Below are 20,465 nucleotides of genomic sequence, written 5' to 3'. Positions count from 1 at the left end.
TCCTAGCATGTCAATCATCATGGCATTTACGCTGCTTGGCATATTCAATCAAGTAGTCGATATTCCCCGAACACAACATCGGCACAATGCGGGAAACCTCCTCGACCGACCAGGCCCACCAGGCGATCTCCATCAGCGCAGCGCGTGTCGATTCATCAAATCGCCAGCGAACATGTTGCGCGGGATTACCCGCCACGATCGAATAGGGTTCTACATCCCTAGTCACGACCGAACCGGCAGACACAATCGCGCCATCGCCAATCGTCACCCCGGAAAGCACAATGGTATTCGAGCAGAGCCAGACGTCGTTACCAATCAGTACATCGCCCCGACTAAAGCTGCATGGCGGAATATCACCAGGCACCATGGTGGAAAACGGATAGGTCGTGAGCCATTCGCTGTGGTGATGGCCACCAAGCAATATCTGGACGTTCAATGCAATAGAACAGTATGCACCTATGTGCAATGTTGCTCCCTCGTCCCAGTCATGCACCTTGGGCAAACCATAACTACCAACCCCGAACGAATATTTTCCCGGATAGTGCAGCTTGAATCTGGCCTGACCCCGATACAAGGCCGGAATTTTCTTCAGCCGCCTTTCAGCCTGCCTGAAAAGAAATTTCTTCAGTATTTTCATGCCCTTCGCTCTTGATTCCGCTCGGCCGCCGCATAGAGAGCCCAGCTTGCCATCAACAAGCTCAAGCCCAATTTGTTGGTGAAGAAAATCTCGCTAACCCCGAATACCAAAGAAAATCCGAGAAAAGCCAGCAGATAAACGTTACTACGAGCCGCCAACCCCATCCAGATACAAGTAGCCAGAAGTGCCGCCAACAGCAGGCCGCCGCCAATACCAACAGTTTGAGCCCAGTCGTTGTGGAAGCCGGGAATAGCCAGCATCTCGGGACGGGGCAAACCGAAGGCTGGGTGCGTCTCATAAAGCTGCTCGAGCGTTGTGTAACCTGGTCCGATTATCGGGTGATCGAGAAAAGTCAGAAAAGCGATACGGAACAACTCGAGCCGAATACCGATGGATGTGGGCGAGAACTCTGCTTCATTGAAATAGTCCTTCGCCTGTCCGAATGGCAATTCAAGCCGCTGATACATCGGAGCGTAAAGAAAACAGAAAGCTATCACGGAAGACATCATCACGACTGCAGCCATCAAGCCTCGGCTACGATTCGTGCTGCTGAACAAGGCAATCGCGATCAACACCAACAAGGCCAGCAAAGCTCCGCGCGACCCGCTAAGCAATGTGGCTATGCTCCCGAGCACACCGGCGAGCAACAGCAGGACGCTCGATAAAGGCCACCGGTCTTTCGGCTTGTCAAAGAACACATGAAGAAAACACAGCGAAGCGACCCAGATCGAGAATTGCCCGAAACGATTTTCATAGGTTCCCCCCCAAGCGCGTTCCCTGCCCAAGCCATAAACCTCCACCAGGGCAACGCCGCAATAGATTGTCGCTCCAATCGCTGCGACGAATGCAAGGTGGCGATAGCCGACCCCGGCCAGGCGAGCTCCGAGAAACAACAATGAACACCAGAGCAGGCGCATTGGAGGATTAAGGTCCAGTGGATCGTAGCCATGCCATAGCTGGGCAAAAGTCCAGATCAGGACAAAGGGCAGGAACGGCATCCCCCAGCGTACTGCTGACATCAACAGTCCCCGGATCTCTTCTCGCGGCGCCTGCCACAACAAAATCAGGCTGACCGGCGCAGCCAGCACATTCAAGTAACGCGCCCCACCGCCAAAAGGGAACCATTTGACGACCATGATCGGGTAACAAAGCAATATGCCCAGCGCTACTACGCGCCAAAGTCCCTGCCAGGAACGATCAGGCAACATCAGCCACCTGCTTCTTCTGATCGGAGAAACGCGCCAATTGCCGCCACACTGCATCCAGCACGGGCTGCACGGGAATATTCGAGAGATAACGCGCGGTTGTCGATGTATCTACGTCATTCGGAGCGATCAGGGGGCCGTAGTCGGCCGCATGAATGACCTCGGCACGATCACTCCAGGGTCGCCAAATGTGGACATGAGTCGGACCGAATAGTGCAACGAGCGGTACACCAAGCGCAGCAGCCATATGCATCGGCACGGAGTCCACACCGATGAACAATGTCGCCCCGGCAATCGCCGCCGCCAGTTGTGGCAGCGTAAGCTGTCCGGCCAACGACATAACCCCGGGGTGACTTATCCGACACAGCAAGCCATTGACCAGATCAACCTCGCGCTGATCTGGCGCTGAAGTCAGGACCACCTGCCAACCGGAACCGGCAAGCGCCGAAATGACTTCGGCAAAGCGATCATCCTCCCAGCATTTGAAGAACCATCGCGAGGTCGGGTGAACCAGAACATACTTACCTGTCACCCCCGCCTCGGCGAGTTTCCTGCCCACCAGTTCGGCATCCTGTCCGAAGAAACCCATGGTGCACGGTGCGCGACGGGGATCGACAGGCACGCCAAGCGCCTCAAGCACTGCCAGATTTTTTTCGACCATATGTCCGGCAAAAGTCGGCACGATACGCACGGGAAATATCTTCCGCCACAGCCAGAAATCCCGCTTTTCCATCTCATAGCCAAAACGCACCGAAGCGCCACTGATGGCAGCGGCGACGGCCCCTGGCCACTGGTCATTGAGATGCAAGACCCAATCGTAGCGACGACGACGAATACCCAGCATCAATTGAATGAATGCGTTCGCCCGGCGCAGCCCCCGGCCAACCTGCTTACCACGCGGCAATGCCCACACTTCTGTCAGGTCCGGATTTGCGGCAAGGATGGGAACTGTTTCAGCAAACACCAACGCGTCAACCTCAACCCCTGGAAAATGTTGTTTGAGAGCTGAAAAAATCGGTGTTGTCAGGAGCACATCGCCGTGATTTTGCAAGCGGATAACCAAAACACGCTTGGGCGGGGGAAAAAAGGACGCGATCATAAACTCGTAGGGGCTACCGGACGGCTCTCTGGGGTGGGCGGATGATACACTTTCCGGGCTATTTTCGCCGACGCCAGCCCATCGCTGGCCGCCACCATGGCTGCAGGCTTACCGACCGCTGATATCGACATGACCCCGTTGCCAGGCTTCAATTTGATTTTCCACTCCATTCGATCCGGTGGCGGCATGGAGCGGCATGTACTCGACCTGATCTCTTATGCCGCAACACAAAATATTCCCTGCCGCATCGTTACCCGCCAGCTCGAATGGCCTGGCACCGCTCCGCAAGGGGTCGAATTTGTTGTCATGCCGGATAGGACGCCATTTTCCCGCCTGAACAACTACCTGTTCGAGTCGCGAGCCTTTGGCAAATGCCGCAACGACTGGCCGTCCATCGGCATTTCGCGCGCACCAGGCCCTGACTTGTGCATTGTCGGCGGCACGCATCTTGGCCATCTGCTTGATCGCGGCAAAAAGCGGATAGGATTTTTTGATCGTGCCACTGTGACCCGAGAAACCCAACTCTACCAAAAGGCAAAGCGCATCGTTTCCCACTCGGCGAAGGTAGCCGGGGAAATCGTCAAACACTACGGAATCGATCCGGACAAGGTTGTCACGCTTTACCCGCCAGTGGATACCGACAAGTTTTCGCTCGCCACGCGGAATACCCGGGAACAGACGAGACAGGCCTTGGGCCTGTCTTCCGGCGATTTGATGCTGCTTTTCCCGTCCAACAACCACGCCCTCAAGGGAGCAGATCTGATTCTCGAGGCACTTGAGGGTTTCGACCCGCGGGTTCGCCTCGTGGTTGCAGGAAAAACGCCACTCAACGCACCTAATGTAATCAATCTCGGCTTCCGCGACGACATGCCGGCGCTTTACGCAGCAGCCGATGCCGTCATTCTTGCATCGCATTACGAAGCCTTTGGCCTGGTCGGACCGGAGGCCATTCTGTGCGGAACACCGGCTATTTTTTCCACGACGGTTGGTGCAGCCGAAGTCCTCTCTGACTACGCCTGCCTGCGTTTCGAACGCACTCTGCCGGCGCTGCGCACCGCGCTGCAAAGAGCTCTGGAGAGACTGGACTCCGGCACACTGAGTCTTCTCGACAACCCCGGGCAACACATCAACTACCCCTATTCACTGCCGCAGCACTTCGATGTCCTGTTCGAACTGCTGGCAGCCGCCTCGTCAAAATGAGTTCGCCCCCTCTGCCCCCCGTCACCCTGCTACTCCTTTGCTACAACCAGCAGGACACCATTGGCGAAGCCATCGCCGGCGCTCTGGGCCAGGACTACCCGAATCTGGAAATCGTCATCTCTGATGACGCCTCAAAAGATGGCACCGTCGAGCAGATCAAGGCCTGCCTTGACGGCTACGCCGGGCCACATCGCATCAAACTGTTGTGCAACCCGGAAAATCTGGGGATCGGTGGCAACATCGACCAAGCCGTCAGGCAGTCCACAGGGGAATTGATCTTCATCGCCGGCGGCGACGACGTTTCACTTCCGGCGCGGGTCAGCACCGTTGTCCAGTTCTGGCTGGCTCACGAACGCAAACCCGATTTGATCGGCGCCTATCTGTTCGATATGGATCAGTCAGGCAAGATTCTGGGCACGATCCGGATCGGCCAACTGGAGAAATATCGATCGCTGGATGACTGGAGCCGCTCGCCACCCCACGTGATCGGGGCAGCCCAGGCGTGGACGCGCCGCCTGTTCGACCGTTTTGGCGGCATGCCCAAAGGGGCGGTCGGTGAGGACATGGTGATGGCCTTCCGCGCGATTGGTTTGGCAACGGCCGTCACGCTGCCGGTTCCGCTGGTGAATTACCGGCGTGGCGGCTTGACCAGCAAGCGAAAAGCGCTGGATGCTGCCACCGTCATCAAGGGACTGACCCGGAAAATCAACAGCACCAAGACCGAATTGCGCTGCATGCTGGACAATGCCCGCGAACTCGGCGCTAGCGCGGCCACGCTGGCGGTTCTGGACGAGAAACTAAAGAAAGAGCTGTTTATCGAAAGCATGTTTGCGGCCCAGGGCCTGGGTAGGAAAATCGGTCTCTGTCTCGAATACAAGATTCTTCCAGCCGACTTTCGCCTGCGCATCCTGACCTACGCGGCGGCCCCTTGGCTGCTCGCGCCTTTCTTTTTCCTCAAGCGCCTGCGTTATCGACCAGCGACTCACCAGTAAGCGATTCGCGCTGCAGGCGCTGCAACTTGGCATAAACACCATCCTGCGCCAGCAATTCGCCATGACGTCCACGTTCGACAATCCGCCCCTGATCGAGAACAACGATCAGATCGGCACGTTCGATGGTCGATAGGCGGTGGGCGATGACGATGGTGGTGCGGCCGACGATCAGGGTGTCGAGGGCGGCCTGGATCAGGCGTTCGGATTCAGTGTCGAGGGCCGAGGTGGCTTCGTCGAGGATCAGGATCGGGGCGTTTTTGAGGAAGGCGCGGGCGATGGCCAGGCGCTGGCGCTGGCCGCCGGAGAGCTTGACGCCGTTTTCGCCGACTTCGGTATCCAGGCCCTTGTCCATCTGGCCAATGAATTCCCAGGCGTTGGCGGCCTTGGCGGCGGCGATGATTTCTTCTTCGGTGGATTGGCCGGCGAAACCGTAGGCGATGTTGGCGCGGACGGTGTCGTTGAACAGCACGACATCCTGACTGACCAGCGCGATGTTGTTGCGCAGGCTTTCGAGCTTGAGTTCGTCGACATGGTGGCCGTCGAGCAGCAGGCCGCCCGTCGTCAGGTGATAGAAGCGCGGAATCAGCGCCGCCATCGTCGTCTTGCCGCTGCCCGAGGCGCCGACCAGCGCGACCGTCTGGCCCGGCATGATGTCCAGATTGATGTCCTGGAGCGCCGGACGGCTGGTGCCCGGGTAGCTGAAATTGACCTGGTCGAACTTGAGGTGGCCGCTGGCGCGCTGGAGTTCAACGCTGCCGGTGTCGTCCTCCGGCATTTCGTCGAGCACCTGGAAGACGCTTTCGGCGGCGGCGAGGCCGCGCTGCAGCGGGTTGCTGACGTCGGTCAGGCGTTTGACCGGGGCGAGCAGCATGAGCAAGGCGGTGACGAAGGAGAGGAACTCGCCGACCGTCGTGCCGTTCGGCCCGGCCGACTGGCGCAGGGCAATGTAGGTGATGATGGCCACCGAGGTCGCCGCGGCGACCTGGGTCAGCGGCACGGTGGCCGCGGCGGCGGCGGCTTCGCGCATGGTGGCGCGGCGGTAGACGTTGGTCGCCCCGTCGAAACGGGCGGCTTCGTATTTCTGGCCGCCGAAAATCTTGACGACCTTGTGCGCGCCGACGGCTTCTTCAAGAATGTGCGTAATCAGCCCCATGGCTGAATAGCCGGAACGGCTGGCCGCCCGCAGGCGCTTGCTGAATATCTTGATGACGCCAAGGATGACCGGGCCGACGGTCAGGGCAATCATTGTCAGTTTCCAGTCGAGATAGAGCAGGAAGCCGAGCAGGCCGAGGATGGTCAGAGTGTCGCGGATCACCGTGGTCAGTACACCGGTGGCGGCCTGGGTGACGTTGGTCACGTCGTAGGCCACCTTGGAAATCAGGGTGCCGGTGGACTGGTCGTCATAGAACTTGGTCGGCAGGGAGAGCAGGCGCCGGAACATGGCTTGCCGCAGATCGAGCACGACCTTGGCGGCGACCCAGGCCATCGAGTAGCCACTGGCGTAAGTGGAAACGCCGCGGATGATGAAAATGCCGATCATTGCGGCGGGAATCAGGATGATGTCGGTCTCGTCCTTGGCAACGAATCCGCTGTCGAGCAGATGCTTCATGAGCGCCGGGAACAGCGGCTCGGTCGCCGCGGTCATCACCATGCCGAGCACGCCCAGGGCAAAAACGCGCCAGTGCGGCCGGACCCAGGTCAGCAGGCGGCGATAAATCTGGCTGTTGGAATAGGCCGAGCTTGAGTTTTGCGTCACAGGTGGCGGTCGTCGAAAGCGAAAGTCGACATTCTACCGATTCAGGCGGATCAGGTCGGCGCTGTCGCGTGAGATGGACACGCTCGTCACTGTCGAGAAACCGATTTTCAGCTCGCTCCAACGCGCTGGCGGCAAGTTCTGCCAGTAGGCGAACAACGTGCGGATAATGCCGGCGTGGGTGACGATGACTGCCTCCGGAACGTCGAGCCCGGCGACAAAGGCCAGCGCCCGCTGTTGCAGCGCGGCGGGCGACTCGCCCCCAGGCGGCGCGTAGCCGGCAACGTCGGCGGCCCAGGCATCAAGCTCGTGGCGCGGAATGTCATCCCACGGTCGACCTTCCCAATCGCCGAAATTCATTTCAGCCAGGCGGCCATCGATGATCGGCAGCGGGTGAAGCTGTTCAGCCAGTTGCCGGCAACGCAGCAACGGACTGCTCCACAACGGCAGACCGGGCGGCAGTTCGGCACGCAGGCGGGCGACTTCGGCCATTTCAATTTTGGCCGAAATTTCCAGTTGACCGTAGCAAATGCCCGGTTCGATGCTCGGCTTCGGGTGGCGGATCAGGTGGAGGCGCATGCTTCACTCATCCGCCAAAGCAGGACAAAATTGTTCGACGGCATTGCCCGTTGCTCGATCAGTTCCAGCCCGCTTTGTCGCGCCAGCGCGTCGATGGCCGCCACATCGCGCACGCCCTGATGCGGCGCCTTTTCGCGCAATGACTGATCGAAAGCGGCGTTGCTGTCGCTGGTGTGGCGACCATTGAGCATGAAGGGGCCGTAGATGAAGAGCAGGCCGCCCGGTTTCAGCACGGTCGGCAGGCCGGCGAAGAGGGCTTCGACCGCCTGCCAGGACATGATGTGCAGCGTGTTGGCGCTATACACCGCGTCGTAGCGGCCGTTCGGCCACGGACCGAGGACGTCGAATTCGCAAGGCGGCGGAACATTGGGCAGCGCGGCTTCGGCTAGCCAGGCGCGGATGCCGGGCAGGAAATCCGGACGGTCCGAGGTTTGCCAGGTGAGGTGCGGCAAGTGGGCGCCAAAATGGATGGCGTGCTGGCCGGTGCCGCTGCCGATTTCGAGCACATTCCGGCGGTCGGCGAAGACTTCGCGGAGCACGGCGAGAATCGGCTCGCGGTTCTTTTCGGTGGAGGGGGCGTGGGGTTTTTCCATGATATTGAAGGCTCGGACGATGCCGGAAGCTTAATGGCAATTCGGCCTGAAAGTAGCCACTGCCACGCTTTCGATTTTGGCCATTATTTCCGGTTGACCGTGGAAAGGCCGGCTTTGCCCTTGGCAGCCTAGAAACGCGCGGCCAGGCCGAGGTAGAACCCAATCTCCGCAACCTGCTGCACCGCACCGAGGCAATCGCCGGAATAGCCGCCGAGCCAGCGCCGACATTTGGCGGCGAGCCAGAGAGTGACCAATGCGGCCAAGGCGATGGCGGGCAGAACCTGCTCGGGCGCCAACAGCACCAGTGGCAAGGCGGCGAAAACCAGTGCAAACCCGAGCGTCCCGATGCCAAGCCGGGCGGCAACGGGACGGGCCTTGCTGGTCTCGTCGTCGCGGGCGTAGTCCATCGTCGCCATCAGGCTGACAGCGCAGAAGCGGGAAACGGTGTGGCCGGCGATCAGCGCTGCCACCACCTGCCCAGCCGGCAGCGTGGCAAGCAAGGCGAACTTGCCGAGCAGGGCGATGACGACAGCGATCACGCCATAGCTGCCGACCCGCGAATCCTTCATGATCGCCAGGATTTTCGCCTTGTCCCAACCGCCGCCGAGGCCGTCGGCGGTGTCGGAAAGGCCGTCTTCATGGAAGGCGCCGGTCAGGGCGATGGTGGCGACCATGGCCAACACGACGGCCACCGGCTGCGCCCAGACGTGCAGGGCGAGCCAGAAAACCAGCGCGCCGACGCCACCAACGAGCAGGCCAATGGCCGGCAGGTAGCGCGCCGCCCGGGCCAGCCCATCGGGCGAATAGCCAACCCAGCCCGGCACGGGCAGGCGGGTGAAGTAGCCGAGGGCGGCGAAGAAGGTGGCCAGCTCGCGGCGGATCATGCTTTGTCGGAAACGCCTGCCGATTCGAAACTGGCCATTTCGTTGAGGAAATTGACTGAAGCCTGAACGAGCGGGAACGCCAGCGCCGCGCCGGTCCCTTCGCCGAGGCGCAGGCCGAGATCGAGCAAGGGTTCGGCGCCGAGTGCCACCAGTTGGGCAGCGTGACCGGCTTCGGCCGAACGGTGGCAGAACACGGAATATTCGGCCAGTGCCGGGGCCAGCCGAGTGGCGGTCAGGGCCGCCGAGCCGACGATGAAGCCGTCGATAAGCAGTGTCATCTTCGCTTCCGCCGCGCCGAGCATGGCGCCAACCATCATGGCGATTTCGAAGCCGCCGAATTCGGCCAGCACGGCCAGCGGCTCGTTGCTGCCGCCGGCGGCGCGATAGCGCTTGAGCGCCGTTTCGAGTAGCGCCTGTTTGCGCGCCAGCCCAGCATCATCGAGCCCCGTACCGCGGCCGATGCACTCGGCGAGCGGCAGGCCGGTCAGGCAATGGGTGATCAGCGAAGCGGCGGCCGTGTTGCCGATGCCCATTTCGCCGAAGCCGACAACGTTGCAGCCGTTGATCGCCAGATTACGGCTGATTTCGGCGCCGCGTGCGATGGCCTGAGCGCATTGCTCGGCGGTCATCGCCGGCTCTTCAATGTAATTGGCCGTACCTGCCGCGATCTTGGCGTCGATCAGCCCGGCACGCTTGCCAAAATCGTGCGCCACGCCGGCGTCGATGATGGCCAGATGCAGGCCATTCTGCCGGGCGAAAACGTTGATCGCGGCGCCGCCGGCCAGGAAGTTTTCGACCATCTGCCAGGTGACATCCTGCGGGTAGGCCGAGACGCCAGCCTTGGCCGCGCCGTGGTCGCCGGCAAAGACCAGCAGGTGGGGCTGATCGAAAGCCGGGTCGAGCCGTTGCTGGATCAGGCCGATCTGGATGGCCGTGCGTTCGAGCAGGCCGAGCGCACCGAGCGGCTTGGTCTTGCGGTCAACCTTGTTTTTGAGCGAATTTTCAATTGCCCGGTCCGGGGCGGTGATCTTGAAGTCCAACGAATGCATCCGATTCTCCAAAAGAAAAAGGGCCTCGCGGCGACGTCTGGCGAATTCGCCAAAGCTCTGCCGCGAAACCCTGTCCACAGGCTTCCCAAGAGGATTCAACACGTCTTCTGGCTTTCGGATCAGCCGGAGCGCTGCGCCTTCCCGGTTTTCACCAGTGGCCTGTTGCAGCATCCGTCCCCGATTACAGCGGCGGGCCCGCCCCGGAATTGAGGATTAACTCGCACCGGGTTCCGTTACGTCGAATCGGGGTGGATTATACCGACCCGTTCGCCGACAATGCATCCCCATGAAAGAACTGATCCTCGGCGGCGCACGCTCGGGCAAGAGCCTCTTGGCCGAACAACGCGCCCGCGAATCCGGCTTGAAGGTCGTCTACCTCGCCACCGCCCAGGCACTGGATGACGAAATGGCCCGCCGCGTCGCCCACCACCGCGAACGCCGGCCGGCCGAGTGGGGGTGCACCGAAGAAACCCTGCACCTCGCCGCCCGCCTGCGCGAACTCGCAGCACCGGACACCTGCGTGCTGGTCGATTGCCTGACCCTGTGGCTGTCCAACCTGCTCTTCGCCGGCGTTGCGGCGAAGCAGGCCGAAGCCGGCGAGGCCATCGCCTGCCCGCTTTTCCGCGACGAAACCACGGCGCTGATCGACCTGTTGCCGCAACTGCCCGGCCACATCATTCTCGTCTCCAACGAAGTCGGCTGGGGCATCGTCCCGATGCATCCGGTGTCGCGGTTGTTCGCTGACGAACAGGGCCGCCTCAACCAACGCGTCGCGGCGGTTTGCGAGCAGGTCACGCTGGTCGCCGCCGGCCTGCCGCTCCCCCTGAAGCAGACAGCCAACTGAGCGGCACTGTGCTAGCCTGACCGGCCACCCGGCACGTTCAGGAGAACGCCATGCCCCTTTTCACCCGCCTCACCGCCTTGCGCGAAGTCATCGCCAAGCACGCCACCCTGCCCGTCCGCATCAGCCGGCCGGACGACACCCCCGGCATTTACATCTGGCCCTGGCGCATCGAAGAAGACACCCGTGTGCGCAGCACGCCGCTGCCGCGTTCAGCCGACAGCGACCCACTGATCAGCGCCCCCGCCCCGGCCATTCACTTTCTTGTACTGTCGAGCACCAATCTCGATGGCGAGACCATCGCCGCCCTTGAATCGGCCCGGCGGTCCTTGCTCGAAACACCGGTTTTCGACGTCGGCAACGGGCGCGTCAGCGCCATGCCGGCGACGCTAAGCACCAGCGAACTGACCGACCTGTTCACCGCCGCTGCCATCCCGCTGCGTCTCTGCCTGGCGTACACGCTGCGTTCGACGGCCTGACAGGATATGCTTCGCAAAAAACAAACTAGAGACAAAACATGCATAAATTGCTGGATATCCTGGCCTCCGGCGTCCACGACGCCAAGAACCAGCTATTCATCGCCGAATCGATGATCGCCGCCGCCGAAGCGGCCCATGGCATCCCGCTCGGCGAAGCGCGCTACGCCATCGAATCGGCCGCCAACCGGCTGTCGCGTACGCTGACCGCCTATCACCTGATGCGCCACGACGCCGCAGCGGCCGTCACCCCGACCATCGTCGGCGACGTCTGTGACGAAGTCATGCTCGCCCAGAAGAAACATCTGGCCGAACGCGGCATCATGCTGAGCATCGATTGCCAGGTCTTCGACGAATGGCCGCTCGACCGCGACCTGGTTACCGACATGCTCAATAACGCCGTACAAAACGCCGGCCGTTTCGCCCGAAAGACGGTGCATCTCAGCGCCACCACCGACGATAACTGGCTTTGCCTGCGGGTCGAAGACGACGGCCCGGGCTTCGCCACGCTACCGCCACCAGTCGGCACCGGCCTCATGGTGGCAGAGCGCCTGGCCAAGCTCCACCACCGTCACGAACGCCAGGGCAGCCTGCTGTTGAGCAACCATGGAGCCCTGGGCGGCGCCCGCTTTGAACTTCGCTTGCCATAATGACCGACTACAGCAAGAAACGTTTTCTCGTCATCGACGACCAGTCACAGGCGCGCGATGCCCTGCGCACCGTCGCCCAGCAACTGGGCGCCTTTGCCGTCGAATTCGCCAGCAATTATCAGGATGCCATCTTCCGCATCCGCAACAACATGCCGGACATCATCCTCTGCGATTACATGTTGGGCGAGGGACGTTCCGGCCAGCAGTTACTCGAAGAGTTGCGGCGCTTCAACCTGCTGCCCGACGAAACCATTTTCATGATGGTCACCGGCGAACAGTCTTACGAACAGGTCGTTTCGGCCGTCGAGCTGATTCCTGACGATTACATCATCAAGCCGTTTTCGCCGGACAAGCTGCTGTTGCGCCTCGAACGCATCGTCGCCAAGAAATTGTTCTTTGCCGGCTACTACAAGGAAAAGCGCAAGCAGGAGTACGCCAACGCCCTGGCCATCCTTGAAGCCTCGCGTGAGAGCGAAGCCGGGCGGCTCTACCGCTTTGAAATCCTGCGCCAGCGAGCCGAGGTTTTTCTCGCCAGCGGCGACGTCAAATCGGCCGAAACCGCCTACCGCAACATCCTCGAAAACTACGAATTCCCATGGGCGCGAGCCGGCGTTGCCCGTTCGCTGCACAAACAAAACCGTCTGCAGGAAGCCCGCGAGGAAATCGACCGGGTAGTCGCCAGCACCCCGCACTTCTTCGATGCCGGCGACCTCAAGGCCAGCATCTGCATGGCCCAGGGCGAGCATGCCGAGGCGCAACAAATCCTCGACGAAATAGCCAAGAAAACACCCCGCAACTATCTGCGCAAGCGTCTGCTGGCCGAGGCCGCGACGCTCAACGGCGATACCGAAACAGCGCTGGCCGCGATGGCCGATGTCATCGCCAACGACACCATGCCCGGCGCCATTTCCGCCGAAGACCGCCTGGCCACGGCGCGCAGCCACATCAATGCCGGCGACAAGATCACGGCCGAAAAAGTGCTGCTCGGCATCCGCGATTCCGAATTGCAGAAAATGGGGCTCATGGAACAGGCCAGTTTTGCCGCCCTGCTCGCTATCAGCTCAGTCGAAAAGGGCAAAATCCGCTTCGCCGGCCTGCGCCCGGCCATGCTCGTTACCGAATTCAACACCACCACCCGCCTCGACATCATGCGCGCTGCACTGTCGCTCGACGACCATCAACTGGCCGACCTGCAGTCCGGGCAACTCATGGCCAGCCCCGATGCCAAGAAGGCATTCAGTGCGGCGCGAACGCTCTATGCGCTGCATGGCCGGGAAAAGGATTTCCGCGAAATCCAGCGCCAGGTCGCCCTCCTGCGCATCAAACATGATGAAGACGTGCCACCGAACAGTCCGGTCGCGGCCTAAACAGCAAATCCGGCGCGGCCTGCCCGGCGAGGCAAGCGGCGATCAGCCCGCTGCGTGACGCGGCAGCAGGGCATCCATCTTTTCCCAATCGAGCGCCGCCTCGACCGAATCGGCCAGACGGTCGAGATCGGCCTCGCGCCGGGCGGCGAAATCGACCTGGTCGGTTTCCGTCATGCCGGCCCAGGCGAGCAGCGCGGTCAAGGCTTCGGGGTGATCGAAGACGCCATGGCAATAGGTGCCGAGGACCTGGTTGTCGGGAGAAATGGCGCCATCGCTGGCACCATCGGCCAACTCAACGGCGCCTTGCGCGAGTCCAGCCCCGCGCGTCACGCCGAGGTGAATTTCGTAACCGGTCATCGCTGGTTGGCCTGGCAGAGACAAGTGACCACTCACATTCCGTAACTGCTTCTCGGCTTCGAGCGTCGTTTCCACATCGAGCACGCCCAGCCCCGGCGTACTGCCCGGCTGACCTTCCAGCCCTTGCGGATCGTGGATCATCTGGCCCAGCATCTGGTAGCCGCCGCACAGACCGACCACCTTGCCACCGTAGCGCAAATGCTTGTGAATCGCCGTCGCCCAGCCCTTTTCGCGCAGCCAGTCGATATCGGCACGCACCGCCTTGGAACCGGGCAGGACAATCAGGTCGGCCGCCGGCGGCGTTTCGCCCGGGGCTATCCAGCGGAAATCAACTTCCGGATGCAGACGCAGCGGGTCGAGGTCGTTGTGATTGGAAACACGCGGATAAGCCGGGGCGATGACTTTCAATTTTGGCGTTTTTTTCCGGTCGACCGTGGCAGTCGCGATGGCGTCCTCGGCATCGAGCATCAGGCCGTGCAGATAGGGCAAAACGCCGAGAACCGGTTTGCCGGTGCGTTCTTCCAGCCAAGTCAGACCGGATTCAAGCAGCGCGATATCGCCGCGGAAACGGTTGATGACGAAGCCTTTGACCCGCGCCTGCTCGGTCGGCGAGAGCAGTTCCAGCGTGCCGACGAGATGGGCAAAAACCCCGCCCCGATCGATGTCGGCAACGATAATCACCGGGCAATCCACCGCCTCGGCAAAACCCATGTTGGCAATGTCGCGGTCACGCAAATTGATCTCGGCCGGCGACCCGGCACCCTCAACCACGACGCAATCGTAAGCCGCCGTCAGCCGCGCCCAGGACTCGAGCACCGCCCCCATCGCCCGCGGCTTGTAGTCGTGATACGCCTTGGCATCGAGATCAAAAGCCACCTTGCCATGAATGATGACCTGCGCCTTCTTGTCGGTGGTCGGCTTCAACAGCACCGGATTGAAATCGGTATGCGGCTCCAGCCCGCAAGCCAGCGCCTGCAACGCCTGCGCCCGTCCGATCTCGCCTCCGTCTACCGTAACCGCCGAATTGAGCGCCATGTTCTGCGGCTTGAACGGCGCGACGCGTACACCCCGACGCTGCAGGATGCGGCACAACGCGGCAACCAGCGTCGTCTTGCCAGCATCGGAGGTAGTGCCTTGGACCATCAGGGTAGAACAGGACATGGCGGATCCGGGGTGTAAAAAGGCCGTAATTATGGCACCATCGGCGCTCCCGAATTTTGTTTCGGGAGGTATCTCCGGGTGCTGGCCAGCTTCGCTGGCCGGAGAATCGGGAAGGCGGTGTGATCCCGCCACGTGCCCAACGCTGTGAGGGGGACGGATGCACAATGGCCACTGCGCGCAAACGCGGGAAGGCGTGCATTCCGGACGAACCCGAGTCAGAAGACCGGCCGGGAGATGGTTGCAGGCTGCGTGGACAGCAGCCTTTGTTTTTCCAGAAGGGGACTCCATGGAAAACCTTTCCGCGCCGCAGGCGCAAGCTTTTTCCGACGCCGACCGGGCGGCGGTGTATCAAGCCATTTTCAGCCGGCGCGACGTGCGCGGCCAGTTTTTGCCGACGCCCGTACCTGACGACTTGCTCAGCCGCGTGCTGATGGCGGCGCACCATGCGCCGTCGGTCGGCTTCATGCAGCCGTGGAATTTTTTGCTGGTCCGTTCGGACGAGGTCAAGCAGCGCGTCCACAATGTTTTCGCCGAGGCCAATGACGAAGCGGCACGGATGTTTCCTGACGAAAAGCGCGAGATTTACTCGAAGCTCAAGCTGCAGGGCATCCTCGAAGCGCCGATCAACCTGTGCATCACCTGCGACCGCTCGCGCAGCGGGCCGGTGGTGCTCGGCCGCACGCATATGCCGACCATGGATTTGTATTCCAGCGTGTGTGCTGTGCAGAACCTGTGGCTGGCGGCGCGGGCCGAGGGGCTGGGCGTCGGCTGGGTGAGCATCTTCCACGAAAAGGCGCTGCAGGACGCGCTCGGCATTCCACACCACATCGTGCCGATCGCCTATTTGTGCATCGGCTACGTCAGCCATTTCAACGACAAGCCGGAACTGGAAAAAGCCGGCTGGCTGCCGCGTCTGCCGATCAATGATCTGGTCTATTTCGAGCAGTGGGGCGATTCTGATTTTGGCCAAAATTCCCGGTTGACTGTGGCATTGGCGGAATTGCAGGCGGATATTCAGGAAAAGGGCATTTTCCCGAAATGACCCTGGGTTTCGACGCCCTCACCATGCCGCTGGCCGCCCTGAGCGCCGTTTTGCTCGACCGCCTGCTTGGCGAAGTGCCCCGCTTTCACCCGCTGGTCGGCTTCGGCTATCTGGCCTCGGCCATCGAAAAGCGGCTCAACCGGCGCTCGATTGCCGGCGGTGTGCTGGCCTGGCTGCTCGCCGTCGGGCCGTGGGTGGCGCTGGCTTTCTGGCTGCGGCCGCTGGCGCCGTTTGCTGTCGACGTCGTGCTGCTCTATTTCGCGCTCGGTGCGCAAAGCCTGTGCGAGCATGCCGAAGCCATCGCCAAACCCTTGCGGGAAGGCCGCCTCGACGAGGCGCGGCAACGCGTCGGCTGGATCGTGTCGCGCGAGACGGCCACACTCGATGAATCCGGCGTCGCCAAAGCCGGCGTCGAATCGGTGCTGGAGAATGGCAACGACGCCATCTTCGGCACGCTGTTCTGGTTCGCCCTGCTCGGCGGACCCGGCGCCGTGCTGTTCCGGCTGGCCAACACGCTCGACGCAATGTGGGGCTACCGCACCGAACGCTACAACCTGTTCGGCCGCTTCGCCGCCCGTTTCGACGACGCCTTGAATTTCATTCCCGCCCGCCTGACCGCCTTGACCTACGCCCTGCTCGGCCAGACGCGCAACGCACTGGCCTGCTGGCGAGCGCAAGCGCCGGGCTGGGACAGCCCGAATGCCGGGCCGGTCATGTCGGCCGGCGCCGGCAGCCTTGGCGTGTTGCTCGGCGGTGCGGCGATTTATCATGGCCAGGAAGAAATCCGCCCGCCACTCGGCGCCGGCCCGGCCCCGGTGGCCGCCGACCTCGGCCGGGCGATCAGCCTGATCCGGCGCAGCCTGTGGCTGTGGCTGGCTGTACTTTTTGTGATTGGATTTGCTCATGCTTGAACACGGTGGCGGCCTGCGCAAAGCCGCGGCGCACTACAACATCCCGCTGGGAAACTGGCTGGATCTGTCGACCGGCATCAACCCGACAGGCTGGCCGGTGCCGGCCTTATCCGCCGAAGCCTGGCAGCGCCTGCCCGAGGAGAACGACGGGCTCGAAGCCGCGGCCGCTGCCTATTACGGCAACGCCAATCTGCTGCCGGTCGCCGGTTCGCAAGCCGCCATCCACTGGCTGCCGGCCCTGCTGCCACGCGCCGTGGTGGCCTGCATTTCGCCGATCTACAGCGAGCACCCACAGGCCTGGCAACGGGCCGGCCACAAGATGCGTTTTCTGCAGAACGCCATGCTGCCGCGCGCGCTGGCCACGGCGACGCCTTACGTCCTGCTCTGTAACCCGAACAATCCGACGGCCGACCGTCACCCGCGCGACATCGCCATCGACGCCGCCCATCAACTCAAAAAACGTGGCGGCTGGCTGATCATCGACGAAGCCTTCATGGACCCGACGCCTGAGGACAGCCTGACGCCGTTGGCCGGCACCGACGAGGCGCCCAACCTCATCGTGCTGCGTTCGATCGGCAAATTCTTCGGGCTGGCCGGGGCACGCGTCGGTTTCGTCTTCGCCGCGCCCGACATCCTGAACCGCATGAATGAGGCGATGGGGCCGTGGACGGTCAGTGGGCCGGCCCGCGAAGTCGCCCGGCTGGCGCTGCAGGACAGCGCCTGGCAGGCCGCCGCCCGCAACCGTCTGATCGCGGCGAGCGCCCGCCTGCACCAACTGCTGGCGCCGCTCGGCGAGGTCAAATCGACCGCCTTGTTCGCCACGCTGACCAGCGCCCGTTCGGCTGAATTGCACGAAGCCCTCGCCCGCCAGGGCATCCTGACCCGCCACTACGATCAGCAACCCTTGCTGCGCTTCGGCCTGCCCGGCAACGAAGCCGGCTGGCAGCGCCTGAGCGACGCCCTTTCCGCCTGGAGAAACATTTGAAATTTGGCCTTTTTTTCCGGTTGACCATGGGATTGCTCGTTTCCACCGCCGCCCACGCCGAACTCGTCGTCAAGGACGACAGCGGGCAGGAAGTCCGCCTCAAGGCGCCGGCCAAACGCATCGTCACCCTCGCCCCGCATGCCGCCGAAAGCCTGTACGCAGCAGGCGCCGGCGACCGGCTGGTGGGCACCGTCGATTACAGCGACTACCCGCCGGAAGCGAAGAAAGTGCCGCGCGTCGGCGGCTATTCGCGCATCGACCTCGAAGCCGTCGCCGCCCTCAAGCCGGATCTCGTGCTGGCCTGGGAAAGCGGCAATAACATGACGCAGGTCGACAAGCTCAGGGCGCTCGGCCTGACGGTCTATGTCTCGCAGCCGAACACCATCGACAACATCGCCAACCAGATCGAACGCATAGGGCAGCTGGCTGGCACTGAAAGCACCGCCAACGCGACGGCCGAGCGCTTCCGCAAGCGCCTCGACAGCCTGCGCACAACCAATGGCGGCAAGCCGAAAGTGCGCGTCTTTTACCAGATCTGGAAAACGCCGCTGATGACCGTCGGCGGCCCGCAGATCATCAGCGATGCCATCAAGATCTGCGGCGGTGAAAACGTCTTCGGCCACCTCAAGCAAATGGCGCCCAATGTCACCGTCGAAGCCGTGCTCGAAGCCGACCCGGAAGCCATCGTCGCCACCGGTATGGGCGACGCCAAGCCGGAATGGTTGCACGACTGGGACAAATGGACGCGGATGACCGCCGTCAAACGCGACAACCTGTTCCACATCAACCCCGACATCATGCAGCGCCACACGCCGCGCATCCTCGACGGCACCGAAAAGCTCTGCGCCCATCTCGATGTCGCCCGCAGCCGGAGACTGACCAAATGAGCCGCACACCGCAACGCATCGTCTGCCTGACCACGGAAACCGTCGAAGTGCTCTATGCCTTGGGCGAGCAGGAGCGCATCGTCGGCATTTCGGGCTACACCGTTCGGCCCCCCGAAGCGCGCAAGGAAAAGCCCAAGGTCTTCGCCTTCACGAGCGGCGACATCGACAAGATTTTGGCGACGCAGCCCGATCTGGTGCTGACTTTCTCCGACCTGCAGAGTGAGATTTCACGCGACCTGATCAAGGCTGGTGTGCCGGTCTACGCCTTCAACACGCGCAGCGTCGAGGACATTCTCGGCATGGTCGAAACGGTCGGCCGGCTGGTCGGCGCCGAGGCCAAGGCGCTCGAAATCGTCGCCGGGCTCGAGGCCGACATCGCCAAGGCCCGCGCCATCGCCGCCGAACGCTTCGCCAAAACCGGCAAGAAGCCGCGCGTCTATTTCGAGGAATGGGACGAACCGCTGATCAGCGGCATCCGCTGGGCCTCCGAACTCATCGAGATCGCCGGCGGCGAAGACATCTTCGCCGAACAGGCCCGCTCGCCGCTCGCCAAGGACCGCCGGCCGACACCGGAAAAAGTCATCGCTGGCGCCCCGGACATCATAATCGGCTCCTGGTGCGGCAAGCACTTCCGCCCCGAACGCGTCGCCGCCCGGCCGGGCTGGGACGCCATTCCTGCGGTCAACCGGAAAAACATGCATGAAATCAAATCGGCCATCATCCTGACCCCTGGACCGGTGGCGATCAGCGAAGGCCTGCCACAATTACTCGCCATTTTTGATCTGTGAAAAGGTCGTCCACGGCGCCTTCCCTATAATCGTCCTTCAACCTTGAGGATTCGTGCCATGAAGTTCACCGCCCCGCTGCTCGCCCTGACCCTGTGCACCATCGCCAACAGCAGCCTGGCTGCCGATGACGGTACTGCCGCCGTCGAAGCCATCGGCCGTCTCAACGGCATCGCCCTCGCCTGCCAGCAACCGGCCCTGGTCGCCCGCGCCCGCAACGCGGTGATCACCATCGCCCCGAAAACCCGCGGTTATGGCGAAGCTTTCGAAAACGCCACCAACGCCGCCTATCTCGAGCAAGGCAAGGGCGCGACCTGCCCCGATGCTGCCACACTGGCCAGCAATATGGCTGCCGCCGAAAAGAGACTGCAGGCCAGCTTCGCCGCAGCAAAATGATCTGCCGCGGCGCGCTACTACTTGCCCTGCTCTGCGCCAGCCCGGCTTTCGCCCAAGCCACCCACAGCCTTGAGCTACTGAACGAGGCGAGCGCGGAAATCATCCCGCGCTACCTGCTGCAAGACCCGAACGGCCGCTCCGTCACAAGCGAGGATTTCCGCGGCCGCTTCCAGCTTATTTCCTTCGGCTACACCTACTGCCCGGACATCTGCCCGACGACGCTCGTCGAGATGGCCGAAATCCTCAAGCAACTCGGCGACAGCGCAATTCACGTCCAGGCCATCTTCATTTCGGTGGACCCGGAACGCGATACCGGCAAAATCCTGAAAACCTACACCGAATTTTTCGACCCCCGCATTCTCGGCCTGACCGCCTCGCCCGCCCTCGTCCGCCGCGCCGCCGACAACTTCAAAATCCGCTACGCCAAAGTACTGGAACCGGGCACGGCACCTGATCGCTACGCGGTCGATCACTCCGCCGGCATGATCCTGCTCGGACCGGATGGTGCATTCATCAAGAAATTTGCTTTTGCCATGCCTGTGACGAATATCACGGAGCAGTTGAGAAATTTCATCAAAAGCCCCTGAATTGCGCAAAACCACAATTGCTTTGGCAT

Annotated in this window: 22 protein-coding genes and 2 riboswitches; of the genes, 13 read left to right on the top strand and 9 right to left on the bottom strand. The window is 62.1% G+C overall.

The genetic code is table 11. The features are described from left to right. Window positions 1-10: 10 nt before the first annotated feature. From KI613_RS21260 to rfaQ, 3 genes are read right to left on the bottom strand one after another with little or no spacing between them, the layout of a single operon-like run. Window positions 11-637 carry a CatB-related O-acetyltransferase gene (locus KI613_RS21260; protein WP_319004084.1) on the bottom strand — a complete coding sequence of 209 codons (627 nt, stop codon included), beginning with the start codon at window positions 635-637 and terminating at the stop codon, window positions 11-13. Beyond that, window positions 634-1,845, bottom strand: coding sequence for an O-antigen ligase family protein (locus tag KI613_RS00925; RefSeq protein WP_226403365.1), 1,212 nt, complete (start codon window positions 1,843-1,845; stop codon window positions 634-636). The genes KI613_RS21260 and KI613_RS00925 overlap by 4 nt, the downstream gene beginning before the upstream one ends. Next, a complete protein-coding gene (gene rfaQ, locus KI613_RS00920) occupies window positions 1,835-2,941 on the bottom strand; it encodes a putative lipopolysaccharide heptosyltransferase III (RefSeq protein WP_226403364.1) in 1,107 nt (368 codons plus the stop codon). Before rfaQ ends, KI613_RS00925 begins: the two co-directional genes overlap by 11 nt. A 129-nt stretch (window positions 2,942-3,070) precedes the next feature. Here rfaQ and KI613_RS00915 point away from each other — a divergent pair, with 129 nt between their 5' ends. Together KI613_RS00915 and KI613_RS00910 are read left to right on the top strand one after the other, a co-directional pair. Next, complete coding sequence (locus KI613_RS00915) at window positions 3,071-4,141, top strand: glycosyltransferase family 4 protein (protein WP_226403363.1); 1,071 nt, start codon at window positions 3,071-3,073, stop codon at window positions 4,139-4,141. Beyond that, window positions 4,138-5,133, top strand: coding sequence for a glycosyltransferase family 2 protein (locus KI613_RS00910; RefSeq protein ID WP_226403362.1), 996 nt, complete (start codon window positions 4,138-4,140; stop codon window positions 5,131-5,133). Before KI613_RS00915 ends, KI613_RS00910 begins: the two co-directional genes overlap by 4 nt. Here KI613_RS00910 and msbA read toward each other — a convergent pair. The 5 genes from msbA to cobT all read right to left on the bottom strand — a co-directional run bounded on the left by msbA (window position 5,096) and on the right by cobT (window position 9,991). Continuing rightward, window positions 5,096-6,889 (bottom strand): lipid A export permease/ATP-binding protein MsbA, encoded by a 1,794-nt coding sequence (gene msbA, locus KI613_RS00905; RefSeq protein WP_226403361.1) that lies wholly within the window; start codon window positions 6,887-6,889, stop codon window positions 5,096-5,098. The genes KI613_RS00910 and msbA overlap by 38 nt on opposite strands. Window positions 6,890-6,922: 33 nt before the next feature. Then, window positions 6,923-7,465, bottom strand: a complete 543-nt coding sequence (gene cobC / locus KI613_RS00900) for an alpha-ribazole phosphatase family protein (RefSeq protein WP_226403360.1) — start codon at window positions 7,463-7,465, stop codon at window positions 6,923-6,925. Continuing rightward, the gene (locus KI613_RS00895; protein WP_226403359.1) at window positions 7,450-8,058 is read right to left on the bottom strand and encodes a DUF938 domain-containing protein; all 609 of its coding nucleotides are present in this window, start codon (window positions 8,056-8,058) and stop codon (window positions 7,450-7,452) included. The genes cobC and KI613_RS00895 overlap by 16 nt, the downstream gene beginning before the upstream one ends. 128 nt (window positions 8,059-8,186) lie before the next feature. Next, the gene (locus tag KI613_RS00890) at window positions 8,187-8,942 is read right to left on the bottom strand and encodes an adenosylcobinamide-GDP ribazoletransferase (RefSeq protein WP_226403358.1); all 756 of its coding nucleotides are present in this window, start codon (window positions 8,940-8,942) and stop codon (window positions 8,187-8,189) included. After that, window positions 8,939-9,991 (bottom strand): nicotinate-nucleotide--dimethylbenzimidazole phosphoribosyltransferase, encoded by a 1,053-nt coding sequence (gene cobT / locus KI613_RS00885; RefSeq protein ID WP_226403357.1) that lies wholly within the window; start codon window positions 9,989-9,991, stop codon window positions 8,939-8,941. The genes KI613_RS00890 and cobT overlap by 4 nt, the downstream gene beginning before the upstream one ends. An 80-nt stretch (window positions 9,992-10,071) precedes the next feature. Next, window positions 10,072-10,249: riboswitch (cobalamin riboswitch) on the bottom strand. A gap of 28 nt (window positions 10,250-10,277) precedes the next feature. Here cobT and cobU point away from each other — a divergent pair. The 4 genes from cobU to KI613_RS00865 are packed head-to-tail and all read left to right on the top strand — an operon-like array spanning window position 10,278 to window position 13,325. Further along, window positions 10,278-10,835, top strand: coding sequence for a bifunctional adenosylcobinamide kinase/adenosylcobinamide-phosphate guanylyltransferase (cobU, locus tag KI613_RS00880; RefSeq protein WP_226403356.1), 558 nt, complete (start codon window positions 10,278-10,280; stop codon window positions 10,833-10,835). 50 nt (window positions 10,836-10,885) lie between these two features. Then, window positions 10,886-11,311, top strand: coding sequence for a Pvc16 family protein (locus KI613_RS00875; protein WP_226403355.1), 426 nt, complete (start codon window positions 10,886-10,888; stop codon window positions 11,309-11,311). A 38-nt stretch (window positions 11,312-11,349) separates the two neighbouring features. Further along, entirely contained in the window at window positions 11,350-11,958 is a 609-nt protein-coding gene (locus KI613_RS00870; protein WP_226403354.1) for a sensor histidine kinase, read from the top strand. Next, on the top strand, window positions 11,958-13,325 hold the full coding sequence (locus KI613_RS00865; protein WP_226403353.1) for a response regulator: 1,368 nt from the start codon (window positions 11,958-11,960) through the stop codon (window positions 13,323-13,325). The genes KI613_RS00870 and KI613_RS00865 overlap by 1 nt, the downstream gene beginning before the upstream one ends. A gap of 42 nt (window positions 13,326-13,367) precedes the next feature. Here the strand turns inward: KI613_RS00865 and KI613_RS00860 are convergent, their stop codons facing one another. Then, a complete protein-coding gene (locus tag KI613_RS00860; RefSeq protein WP_226403352.1) occupies window positions 13,368-14,843 on the bottom strand; it encodes a cobyric acid synthase in 1,476 nt (491 codons plus the stop codon). Between the two features lie 59 nt (window positions 14,844-14,902). Further along, window positions 14,903-15,089, top strand: a riboswitch (cobalamin riboswitch). Window positions 15,090-15,129: 40 nt separating this feature from the next. On the opposite strand from KI613_RS00860, the gene bluB reads away from it, so the two are divergent. Genes bluB through KI613_RS00825 form a run of 7 tightly spaced genes read left to right on the top strand, consistent with a single transcriptional unit; the run spans window position 15,130 to window position 20,436 of the window. Then, window positions 15,130-15,885, top strand: a complete 756-nt coding sequence (gene bluB / locus KI613_RS00855) for a 5,6-dimethylbenzimidazole synthase (RefSeq protein ID WP_226403351.1) — start codon at window positions 15,130-15,132, stop codon at window positions 15,883-15,885. After that, window positions 15,882-16,796 carry an adenosylcobinamide-phosphate synthase CbiB gene (gene cbiB / locus KI613_RS00850; RefSeq protein WP_226403350.1) on the top strand — a complete coding sequence of 305 codons (915 nt, stop codon included), beginning with the start codon at window positions 15,882-15,884 and terminating at the stop codon, window positions 16,794-16,796. Before bluB ends, cbiB begins: the two co-directional genes overlap by 4 nt. Beyond that, window positions 16,789-17,781: a threonine-phosphate decarboxylase CobD gene (cobD, locus tag KI613_RS00845; RefSeq protein WP_226403349.1), complete on the top strand. Its 993-nt coding sequence runs from the start codon at window positions 16,789-16,791 to the stop codon at window positions 17,779-17,781. The genes cbiB and cobD overlap by 8 nt, the downstream gene beginning before the upstream one ends. After that, window positions 17,778-18,668, top strand: coding sequence for a cobalamin-binding protein (locus tag KI613_RS00840; RefSeq protein ID WP_226403348.1), 891 nt, complete (start codon window positions 17,778-17,780; stop codon window positions 18,666-18,668). Before cobD ends, KI613_RS00840 begins: the two co-directional genes overlap by 4 nt. Further along, window positions 18,665-19,456, top strand: coding sequence for a cobalamin-binding protein (locus KI613_RS00835; protein WP_226403347.1), 792 nt, complete (start codon window positions 18,665-18,667; stop codon window positions 19,454-19,456). The genes KI613_RS00840 and KI613_RS00835 overlap by 4 nt, the downstream gene beginning before the upstream one ends. Before the next feature lie 57 nt (window positions 19,457-19,513). Next, on the top strand, window positions 19,514-19,849 hold the full coding sequence (locus KI613_RS00830; protein ID WP_226403346.1) for a hypothetical protein: 336 nt from the start codon (window positions 19,514-19,516) through the stop codon (window positions 19,847-19,849). Then, window positions 19,846-20,436 (top strand): SCO family protein, encoded by a 591-nt coding sequence (locus tag KI613_RS00825; protein WP_226403345.1) that lies wholly within the window; start codon window positions 19,846-19,848, stop codon window positions 20,434-20,436. The genes KI613_RS00830 and KI613_RS00825 overlap by 4 nt, the downstream gene beginning before the upstream one ends. Window positions 20,437-20,465 lie beyond the last annotated feature (29 nt).

The organism is Ferribacterium limneticum (assembly GCF_020510585.1).
Classification (GTDB): domain Bacteria; phylum Pseudomonadota; class Gammaproteobacteria; order Burkholderiales; family Rhodocyclaceae; genus Azonexus.
The sequence above is the reverse complement of the archived record's forward strand: the minus strand, read 5'-3'. Positions and strand labels throughout refer to the sequence as shown.